The organism is Streptomyces sp. SAI-127, assembly GCF_029894425.1.
Lineage (GTDB): Bacteria > Actinomycetota > Actinomycetes > Streptomycetales > Streptomycetaceae > Streptomyces.
Genome location: NZ_JARXYJ010000002.1, coordinates 309,478 through 321,099, shown reverse-complemented (window position 1 = coordinate 321,099; position 11,622 = coordinate 309,478). Strand labels below are relative to the sequence as shown.

Below are 11,622 nucleotides of genomic sequence, written 5' to 3'. Positions count from 1 at the left end.
CGCCCGTCCCCCACGTGAGGGACGGGCGGTGTCCGGAGTGTCCTCCCTGAGGAGGACGCCTACAGTTCGAACTCCTCGTACTCTGCCCCGTCCTCGGTCCCGCCGTCCGCGGCGACCACAGCGGCGAGCGCCTCGATCGTGGGCTCCTCGAAGACCTCGGCGAGGGTCAGGTCGACGTCGAACGCCTCCCGGATGCGGGACACCAGCTGGGTGGCCAGCAGGGAGTGCCCGCCCAGGTCGAAGAAGTTGTCCTGCACGCCGACCCGTTCGACCCCCAGCAGCTCCGCCCAGATACCGGCGATCACGTCCTCGGCCCCGGTGCGGGGTGCCACGTACGCCTGCGCCGTGCCCATACGTGCCTCACCGGCCGGGTCGGGCAGGGCGGCCCGGTCGACCTTGCCGTTGGTGGTCAGGGGCAGTTCGGCGAGCTCGACGAAGACCGCGGGGACCATGAACGCCGGGAGCCGGTCGCCCGCGAAGGCCCGCAGCTCGGCGGTGGGAGGCAGGCCCTCGCCCCGGTCGGCGGGGACCGAGTAGGCGATCAGCCTCCGTTCGGCGTCGTCCCCGTGGGCGGTGACCACGGCCGTGCGGATCGCCGGGTGGGCGGTGAGGACGGCTTCGATCTCCCCCGGTTCGATCCGGAAACCGCGCACCTTGACCTGATCGTCGACGCGGCCCAGGAACTCGAGCCGCCCGTCCGCCAGCCGGCGCACCCGGTCCCCGGACCGGTACATGCGCCGCCCGTCGCCCGTGTAGGGGTCGGGCAGGAAACGCTCGCCCGTCAGCGCCGGCCGCCCGAGGTACCCGCGGGCCACCTGCGCGCCCGCGATGAACAGTTCGCCGGCCACCCCGGGGGGCACCGGCCGCAGCGAAGCGTCCAGGACGTACACCCGGGTGCGGAGAATCGCACCGCCGATGGACGGTGCCTGCGGGTCGGCCGTGTCGCACGCGCCGACCGTGGCACACACCGTGGTCTCGGTGGGCCCGTAGGCGTTGAACAGCCGCCGCCCTGCGGCCCAGCGCCGCGCGAGATGCCCCTCCAGCCGTTCCCCGGCCGTGAACAGTGTGCCCACCGTGGCCCACTCCCGCGGCCGCAGCACGTCCAGTACCGACGGCGGCACGGTCGCCACCTCCACCCCGCCGCCGACGACCAGCGCGGCCAGCCGGTCCGGCTCGGCCCGTTCCACCGCACCGGCCATGATCAGCGTGCCACCGCCTGCCAGGGCCATCAGCACCTCCCAGACAGAGGCGTCGAACCCGAACGGCGCGAACTGCAGCACGCGCGTACCGGCGTCCGGGCCCAGTACGTCCCGCTGTGCCGCCACCAGGCTCACGGCACCGCCGTGGGTGAGCTGCACGCCCTTCGGACGCCCGGTCGAACCCGACGTGTAGATGACGTACGCCAGCTGGTCGCCGTGCACAGCCCCTTCGGGTGCACGTCCGGGCCGCCCGGCGAGGGCCGCCACCACGGCCGGGTCGTCCAGGACGACCGTCCGCAGCCGCCCCACCGGCAGGTCGTCGACCAGGTCCTCGGTGCCCACCAGCACCGAGGCTCCGCTGTCGGCCAGGACGAACCCGAGCCGTTCGGCCGGGTACTCCGGGTCCAGCGGCAGGTACACGCCACCGGCCAGCCACACCGCCAGCAGCGTCACCACCATCTCGGACCCCCGGGGCAGACACACCGCGACCACCGACTCCGGGCCCACCCCGCTGTCCCGAAGGTAGTGCGCCAGCCGCCCGGCCCGCTCCAGCAGTCCCGCGTACGTCAGCGCCCGTCCACCCGAGACGAGCGCGACCGCGTCGGGCGTCGCCGCCCCCGCCCCGACGATCAGCTCGTGCACACCGCCCGCGGGCGGCGACGCGAAGGCGGCGTTCCCGTCCCGCACCAGTGGTTCGCCCTCGTCCTCGGTCAGCAACGGCAGTTCGCCCACGGACCGGCCGGCGTCCACGGCCACACCCGCGAGCAGGGTGACGAGGTGCCGGGCCATCCGCTCGACCGTGCCCGCGTCGAACAGGGCGGTGCTGTACTCGAATTCCCCGGCCAGCGTGCCACCGTCCTCCACCAGCACCAGCCGCAGGTCGAAGCGGGTGGTCAGCGCGTCACCACTGTCACCGAGGAACGCCTCGGCGTCGTCCACCACCTCGCCGCCCTCGCCCTGCGAGAAGTAGTTGAACAGCACCTGGAACAGCGGGCTGCGCGACCGGTCACGCTCGACGGCCAGGTCGTCGACCAACTGCTCGAACGGCAGGTCCTGGTGGGCGTAGGCATCGAGGGCCGTCGCGCGGACGCGGGCCAGCAGCTCGGTGAAGGCAGGATCACCCGACAGGTCGGCGCGCAGCACCAGCGTGTTGACGAAGAACCCGATCAGGTCCTCGGTCTCGGCCCGGTTGCGGTTGGCGACCGGCGTGCCGACCACCACGTCGTCCGTGCCTGCGTACCGGCCCAGCAGGACGTCGAAGGCGGCCAAGAGCGTCATGAACATCGTCGCGCCGTGCTCGCGGGACAGTGTCCGCAGCGCGGCCACCGTCTGCTCCGGGACGGTGAAGCGGGCCCGGGCGCCGGCCGGGGACCACACCGCCGGACGGGGCCGGTCCGTGGGCAGCTCCAGCACCGGCGCCCCGCGCAGCCGACCGCGCCAGTGGGCGAGTTGCGCGTCGAGGACGTCGCCGGTCAGCCACTGCCGCTGCCACACCGCGAAGTCGGCGTACTGCACGGTCAACGGAGGCAGGTCGGGCGCCCGGCCCGCACGGAAGGCGTCGTAGAGATGCGTGAGTTCACTTTGGAAGATCCTCGTCGACCACTCATCGGAGACCACGTGGTGCAGCGACAGCGCCAGCACGTGGTCGTCGGCGGCGACCCGGAGAAGGGTCGCGCGGATCAGCGGCCCGTTCGCCAGATCGAACGGCGTCGCCTCGTCCGCCGCGACCAGGCGCCCGGCGGCCCCGAGCGGGTCACTCTCGGTGCAGACGTCGACCAACGGCAGCGGGAACTCCCTCGGCGGGTCGATCACCTGGTACGCCACCCCGTCCTCGCCGGTCACCAGCCGGGTCCGCAGGACCTCGTGCCGTGCGACGAGCGCCCCGAGCGCGGACCGCAGCGCCGCGATGTCGAGGTCCCGGCCCATCCGCACCCGCATCGGCAGGTTGTACTCGGTCGAGCCGGGCTCCAACTGGTCCAGGAACCACAGCCGTTGCTGCGCGAAGGACAGCGGCAGCGGCCGGTCCCGGCCGACCGGGGACACCGGCCGCACCGTGGTCCGCGCCGAGCCCTCCACCAGCGCGGCCAGAGAGCGGACGGTCGGCCGGTCGAAGAGCGCGGCCAGCGGCACCTCGGCGCCCAGGACGTCCCGGATCCGGGAGACGACCTGCGTGGCCAGGAGTGAATGCCCGCCCAGCTCGAAGAAGTCGTCCCGCGCGCCGACCCGGTCCACGCCCAGGACCCGGCCCCAGATCCCCGCCAGCAACTCCTCGACGGTGCCGGACGGAGCCACGAAGGCGACCGCGTCCGGCCGGGACGCCTCGGGGGCCGGGAGGGCGGCCCGGTCCAGCTTCCCGTTCGGGGTCAGCGGCAGCACGGCCAGCTCGGTGAAGACGGTCGGGACCATGAACTCCGGGACCCTGCGCCGCAGATGCTCCCGCAGCTCGGCAACGGCAGGGATGCCGTCGGCGGGCCCGGCCGGGACCAGGTAGGCCACCAGGGCACGGTCCGCGGCCTCGCCCCAGGTCGTCACCACGGCCGACCCCACGCCGGGATGTGCGGTGAGGACCGACTCGATCTCGCCGGGCTCGACCCGGAAGCCGCGCGCCTTCACCTGCTGGTCCATGCGGCCCAGGAACTCCAGCCGCCCGTCGGCACGCCACCGCACCCGGTCGCCGGACCGATAGGCGCGGGAGCCGTCCCCCGCGTACGGGTCGGCCACGAACCGCTCCGCGGTCAGCGCCGGCCGGTCCCCGTACGCCCGGGCCAACGACTCGCCCGCGATGTACAGCTCGCCCGCGACACCCACCGGTACCGGCTGCAACCGCTCGTCCAGCACCATCAGCCGCACATTGGTGAGCGGCCGCCCGATGGGGACCAGCCCGCCCGGTGACCAGTCCGACGTGCCGTGCGGACGCGGGCACTCGGTACTGGCGGCGTCGATGGTGTTCTCGGTGGGGCCGTAGAGGTTGGCCACGACGGCAGTGGCATTGCGGGCGTAGAAGCGCGCCACGTCGTCCACCGGCAACGCCTCACCCCCGCAGAACACCGCGCGCAGCGACGCCAGGGCGGACGGCCACGGGTGGGCCACGAACAGCTTGAACAACGAGGGCACGAACTGCACCACCGTGATCCGCCGGGACTCCAGCAGCTCCACGACGTGGTCCAGGTCACCGTGCCGACCCGGCTCCACGAGGACGAGCTCCGCTCCGGTGGACAGCGGCCAGAGCAGTTCCCACACCGAGGCGTCGAAGGTCAACGGCGTCTTCTGCAGCACGCGCTCGGAGTCGGCCAGCCGATGGCGGTCCTGCATCCACGACACACGGTTCAGCACACCCCGATGGGTGATCTGGACGCCTTTGGGACGGCCCGTCGAACCAGAGGTGTAGATGACGTAGGCGAGCTGCAACGGCAGGACGGGCACCCGCGGCGCAGTGTCCGGCAGGGCCGCGAGGGCGGTGCGCGTGGCCGGGTCGTCCAGCCATACGACGGTCCGCGGCCCGTCGGCGCCGACCAGACCCACGGCCACCCCCCGGTGTCCGACCAGCACCGACGTGCCACTGTCGGCGAGCATGTACGCCAGCCGGTCCGCCGGGTACGAGGGGTCCAACGGCAGGTAGGCGGCACCGGCCTGCCACACCGCCAGCACGGCGGCCACCATGTCCGGTCCGCGCTCCAGGCACAGTCCCACCACGGACTCCGTGCCCACACCCGCTTCGCGCAGGAGGTGCGCGAGACGGTTCGCCCGCGCGAGCAACTCCCCGTACGTCAGCGTCTGATCGCCCGAGACCACGGCCACCGAGTCCGGCCGGGCGGTCGCCCGCTCGGCGATCAGCTCGTGGATGCCGTTCACCGCCGGCAGGGCGGCGGTGGTGTCGGTCCAGGTCTGCAGGAGGTGGTCGCTCTCCGGCTCGGTCAGCAACGGCAGTGCGCCGACGGGGCGGCCGGGATCGGCGGCGACGGCCTCCAGGAGTGCGGTCAGGTGCCCGGTCATCCGCTCGATCGTCGCGGCGTCGAAGAGCGCGGTGCTGAACTGGATCTCCCCGTTCAGGGCACCGTCGTCCTCGCCCAGGCTCACCATCAGGTCGAACTTGACGGGAAGGCTCGCCGGGAGGGCATCGGGGCCTGGCTCGCCGCCGCGTTCCCCGGAGGCGGAGCCGCCCCCGCGTTCCTCGGAGTCGTAGCTGAACAGGACCTGGAAGAGGGGGGTGCGGGAGCGGTCTCGCTCGGCGACCAGCTCGTCCACCACCTGCTCGAACGGCAGGTCCTGATGGGCGTACGCGCCCAGGGCCGTCTCCCGCACCCGTGCCAGCAGTTCGGTGAAGGTCGGGTCACCGGAGAGGTCCGTCCGCAGCACGAGCGTGTTCACGAAGAACCCGATGAGTTCCTCAGTCTCGGCCCGGTTCCGGCTCGCCACCGGGGTGCCGACCGCGATGTCGTCCGAGCCGCCGTAACGGCTCATCAGCACATCGAAGGCCGCCAGCAGCGTCATGAACATCGTCGTGCCGTGCTCACGCGACAAGGCGCGCAGGGCGTCGGCCGTCCGTGCCGGGACGGCGAACCGGCGCACCGCACCCTCGGTCGAACGCACCGGCGGACGCGGCCTATCGGCGGGCAGCTCAAGGACCGGAACACCGGTCAGCCGCTCCCGCCAGTAACCGAGCTGGGCGTCGACGACCTCACCGCTCAGCCACTGCCGCTGCCACACCGCGAAGTCGGCGTACTGGATCGCCAAGGGCGCGAGCGGATCCGGCAGGCCCGCGCGGAACGCCTCGTAGAGCGCGAGCAGTTCCCGTTGGAAAGCACGGTCGGACCACTCGTCGAAGACGACGTGGTGGAACGCCAGGGCGAGCATGTGGTCATCACCGGCGACCCTGAGCAGGGCGGCCCGCACGAGGGGGCCGGTCGCAAGGTCGAACGGAGCCAGCCCCAGTCCAGCGATCACTCCGTCCGCGTCGCCCACCGGATGCGTCGATCCGGACAGGTCGACGACGGGGAGGGGGAGGGGGGCGGGCGGGTCGATGATCTGATGCGGTACGCCGTCGGCGTCGGCGACCAGCCGGGTACGCAGCACCTCGTGGCGGGCGATGATCGCGTCCAGGGCCGCGCCGAGGGCCCGTAGGTCCAGCTCGCCGGGCAGGTGCAGACGGGTCGACATGTTGTACTCGACCGAGCCGGGCTCCAACTGGTCCAGGAACCACAGCCGTTGCTGCGAGAAGGACAGCGGCAGCGGCTGCGTGCGGTCGGCCCGAGTGATCGGCGGCAGGACAGCCCCCCGGCCCGCGCCGTCGATCAGCGCGGCCAGACCGCGGACAGTGGGCCGGTCGAAGAGCGCGGCGAGCGGGATCTCCGTCGCGAACACCTCACGGACGCGGGAGATGACCTGGGTGGCCAGCAGGGAGTGACCGCCGAGCTCGAAGAAGCTGTCCCGGACGCCGATGCGGTCGATGTCCAGTACCTGCGCCCAGATACCGGCGAGCAGTTCCTCGGTCGTGGTCGCCGGGACGACGTACGTGCCCTCGCGACCGGTTCGCAAGCCTTCCGGCTCGGGGAGTGCGGAGCGGTCGATCTTGCCGTTGGGGGTCAGCGGCAGGGCCGCCAGCTCCATGAACAGGGACGGGACCATGTACTCCGGCACCAGCTCGCGCACATGCTCGCGCAACTCGGCCACCGACGGAATGCCGGCGGACAGATCGGCCGGGACCACATAGGCGACCAGACGCCGGTCACTGCCCGTGCCGCGGGCCGTGACCACAGCGGTGTGGATCGCCGAGTGGCTGGTCAGGACGGCTTCGATCTCGCCGGGTTCGATACGGAAACCGCGCACCTTGAGCTGGTCGTCCGCCCGGCCCAAAAACTCCACACGCCCGTCCGCCAGCCACCGCACCCGGTCACCGGTGCGATACAGGCGGGATCCGTCCTCGGCGAACGGGTCCGCGATGAACCGCCCCGCGGTCAGCGCCGGCCGACCCAGATAACCACGGGCAACACCCGTACCACCGATGAACAGTTCACCCGCCACACCGACCGGGGCCGGCTGCAACCGCTCGTCCAGGACATAGACCCGGGTGTTGGCGATCGGCGGACCGATCGACAGCGGGGTCTCGGAGACTCGCTCGCAGGTGGACCAGATCGTCGTCTCCGTCGGGCCGTACATGTTCCACACCTCGGCCCCGCCACGCACCAGCGCCTCAGCCAACGGCACCGGCAGCGCCTCACCACCGGCCAGCGCCCGCAGGCCCGCAACGCCCGGCCAGCCATCGGCCAGGAGCATCTGCCACAGCGACGGAGTCGCCTGCACCACCGAGGCACCGACCCGGGCGATCTCATCCGCCAGTAGGCCAGGGTCGGTCACTGTCTCGCGCGGGGCCACGACCACCCGGGCACCGGACACCAGCGGCAACCACAACTCCAGACCCGCGATGTCAAAGCCCAGCGTCGTCACCGCCAGCAGCACATCATCCGCGTCCAGACCCGGCCGCTGCCCCATCGCCGACAAGAAACCGACCAGGTTCCGCTGCCCGACCAGCACACCCTTCGGCCGACCCGTGGACCCCGAGGTGTACAGCACATACGCCAACCCGTCGCCAGGGACAGCCACCCGCGGCGCGGTGGAGGGCTGAACCGCCACAGCCGCCTCAACGGCCGCATCGTCCAACCACACCGCCGTCTGCGCCGAGAGCTGACCGGCGACGGACCGGTGCCCCACCAGGACCGAGCAGCCACTGTCAGCCAGCATGAACTCCAGCCGCTCCACCGGGAACTCCGGATCCAACGGCAGATACGCGCCACCGGCCTGCCACACCGCCAGCACCGCCACCACCATGTCCAGACCGCGCTCCACACACAGCCCGACCACCGACTCCGGACCCACACCCACACCACGCAGATAATGAGCCAGCCGATTCGCCCGCGCCATCAACCCGCCATACGACACCACCACATCACCCGAAACCACCGCCACCGCATCCGCAGTCACAACCGCCCGGGCAGCGATCAGCTCATGCACCCCGCCCACCGACGGCAGCGGCACGGACGTGTCATTCCAGACACGCACAAGCTGATCCCGCTCAACCGACGACAGCACCGGCAGCTCACCCACACGCCGACCCGCATCCTCCGCCACCGCCTCCAACACCGTCACCAGATGCCCGGCCAACCGCTCCACCGTCACCGCATCGAACAACGCAGTGCTGTACTGCAACTCCGCCATAAGACCGCCGTCGGACTCCGCCAGGGCCAGGACCAGGTCGTACTTCACCGGTACCGGTTCGTCGGCTTCGTGGTCCCGGCTCGTACTGACGGTAGGAGCGGCCTCGCCCGGGTCCGCCGCGGCGTAGGTGAACAGGATCTGGAAGAGGGGGGTGCGGGAGCGGTCTCGCTCGGCGACCAGCTCGTCCACCACCTGCTCGAACGGCAGATCCTGATGGGCATAGGCACCCAGGGCCATCTGCCGTACCCGAGCAAGGAGTTCGGTGAACGTGGGATCGCCGGACAGGTCCGTCCGCATCACCAGCGTGTTCACGAAGAACCCGATCAGGCCCTCCGTCTCGGCCCGGCTGCGGTTCGCCACCGGCGTGCCGACCGCCACGTCCTCCGCTCCGCCGTGGCGACCGAGCAGCGCGCTGAACGCGGCCAGCAGCGTCATGGACATCGTCGTGCCGTTCGCCTGCGAGAGCGTGCGCAACGCTTCGGTCGTGGGGGCCGGCACGGCGAACCTGCGCACAGCACCGTCGGTGGACCTCACCGGCGGACGCGGCCGGTCCGTGGGCAGGTCGACGACCGGGACGTCGGCCAACTGAGCCCGCCAGTAGTCCCGTTGGCTCTCCATCACGTCACCAGCCAGCCACTGCCGCTGCCATACGGCGAAGTCGGCGTACTGCACCGGCAGCGGCGGCAACGGGTCCGGCGTTCCCGTACGGAACGCCTCGTACAGAGCGCGCAGTTCGCGCTGGAGGACCCGGTCCGACAGGTCGTCGGAGACCACGTGGTGTGTCACCAGCGCCAGTACATGGTCGTCCGGTGCCGCTCGGACGAGGGTGGCGCGGATCAGGGGACCGCCGGCCAGGTCGAAGGGGGTGATGGCATCCGACGCCGTCAAGTGTCGGGCGACCGACACGGGATCGGGGGCACCGGACACGTCCGCCACCACCAGTGGGAACTCGGACGGCGGGTCGATCACCTGGTGCGGAACGCCGTCGGCGTCAGCCACCAGCCGAGTGCGCAGCACCTCGTGCCGGGCTACGAGCGCCCCGAGGGCCGCGCCCAGCGCGGAGACGTTCACAGCGTGCCGCCACCGCATGGGCGTGGGGAGGTTGTACTCGATCGAGCCGGGCTCCAACTGGTCCAGGAACCACAGCCGTTGCTGCGCGAAGGACAGCGGCAGCGGCTGCGTGCGGTCCGCCGGAGTGATCGGCGGCAGGACATTCCCCCGGCCCGCGCCGTCTATCAGCGCGGCCAGACCGCGCACGGTGGGCTGGTCGAAGAGCGCGGCCAGCGGGATCTCCGTCGCGAACACCTCACGGATGCGGGAGACGATCTGTGTGGCCAGCAGGGAGTGACCGCCCAGGTCGAAGAATCCGTCGAGCGCCCCGACCCGGTCCACGCGCAGCACCTGCGCCCAGATACCGGCGAGCAGTTCCTCAGTTGCGGTCGCCGGGACGACGTACGTGCCCTCGCGACCGGTTCGCAAGCCTTCCGGCTCGGGGAGCGCGGAGCGGTCGATCTTGCCGTTGGGGGTCAGCGGCAGGGCCGCCAATTCCACGAACAGGGACGGAACCATGTACTCCGGCAGGACCCCGCGCACCCGGTCACGCAACTCGGCCGACGACGGAACGCTCTCGCCCGGCCGTGACGGCACCACGTAGGCCACCAAACGACGCTCAGCGCCCTCTCCGCGCCCGACGACCACCGCTGTGCCGACTCCGGGGTGTGCGGCAAGGACGGCTTCGACCTCGCCGGGTTCGATACGGAAACCGCGCACCTTGAGCTGGTCGTCCGCCCGGCCCAAAAACTCCACACGCCCGTCCGCCAGCCACCGCACCCGGTCACCGGTGCGGTAGAGGCGGGATCCGTCCTGGGCGAACGGGTCCGCGATGAACCGCTCACCGGTCAGCGCCGGCCGATCCAGATAACCACGGGCAACACCCGTACCACCGATGAACAGTTCACCTGCCACACCCACCGGGACCGGCTGCAACCGCTCGTCCAGGACATAGACCCGGGTGTTGGCGATCGGCGAACCGATCGACAGCGGGGTCTCGGAGACTCGCTCGCAGGTCGACCAGATCGTCGTCTCCGTCGGGCCGTACATGTTCCACACCTCGGCCCCGCCACGCACCAGCGCCTCAGCCAACGGCACCGGCAGCGCCTCACCACCGGCCAGCACCCGCAGGCCCGCAACACCCGACCAGCCATCGGCCAGCAGCATCTGCCACAACGACGGAGTCGCCTGCACCACCGACGCACCCACCCGGACCAGCTCACCCGCCAGCAACCCCGGATCCGCCACCGTCTCACGCGGGGCCACGACCACCCGGGCACCGGACACCAACGGCAACCACAACTCCAGACCCGCAATGTCAAAGCCCAGCGTCGTCACCGCCAGCAGGACATCATCCGCGTCCAGACCCGGCCGCTGCCCCATCGCCGACAAGAAACCGACCAGGTTCCGCTGCCCGACCAGCACACCCTTCGGCCGACCCGTGGACCCCGAGGTGTACAGCACATACGCCAACCCGACCGGATCCACCGCAACATCCGGAGCCGACGACGGCAACGCGGCAACAGCCTCACCCGTAACCGGATCATCCAGCCACACCGCGCTCTCCACCGGCAGACCCTCAGCCACCGACCGGTGCCCCACCAGGACCGAGCAACCACTGTCGGCCAGCATGAACTCCAGCCGCTCCGCCGGAAACTCCGGATCCAACGGCAGATACGCGCCACCGGCCTGCCACACCGCCAGCACCCCCACCACCAAGTCCAGACCGCGCTCCACACACAGCCCGACCACCGACTCCGGACCCACACCCACACCACGCAGATAATGAGCCAGCCGATTCGCCCGCGCCATCAACCCGCCATACGACAGCACCACATCACCCGAAACGACCGCCACCGCATCCGCAGTCACAACCGCCCGGGCAGCGATCAGCTCATGCACCCCGCCCACCGACGGCAAGGGCGCCGACGTGTCGTTCCAGACACGCACAAGCTGATCCCGCTCAACCGACGACAGCACCGGCAGCTCACCCACACGCCGCCCCGCATCCTCCGCCACCGCCTCCAACACCGTCACCAGATGCCCGGCCAACCGCTCCACCGTCACCGCGTCCAGGCGGGCGCGATCGTACGACAGCTTGATCCGAAGGTCTCGGCCGTAACCGGCGGTGATGTGGAGGGGGTAGTTGACCTGCTCTCGA

Annotated in this window: 1 protein-coding gene (only partly in view); it reads right to left on the bottom strand. The window is 71.3% G+C overall.

Annotated elements, in window-relative coordinates:
• Nucleotides 1-59 precede the first annotated feature (59 nt).
• Nucleotides 60-11,622: the 3' end of a non-ribosomal peptide synthase/polyketide synthase gene (locus M2157_RS46810; RefSeq protein ID WP_280868522.1), read on the bottom strand. The gene runs 21,035 nt beyond the window's last position; only the last 11,563 of its 32,598 coding nucleotides appear in the window; its start codon lies beyond the right edge, outside the window; its stop codon occupies nucleotides 60-62.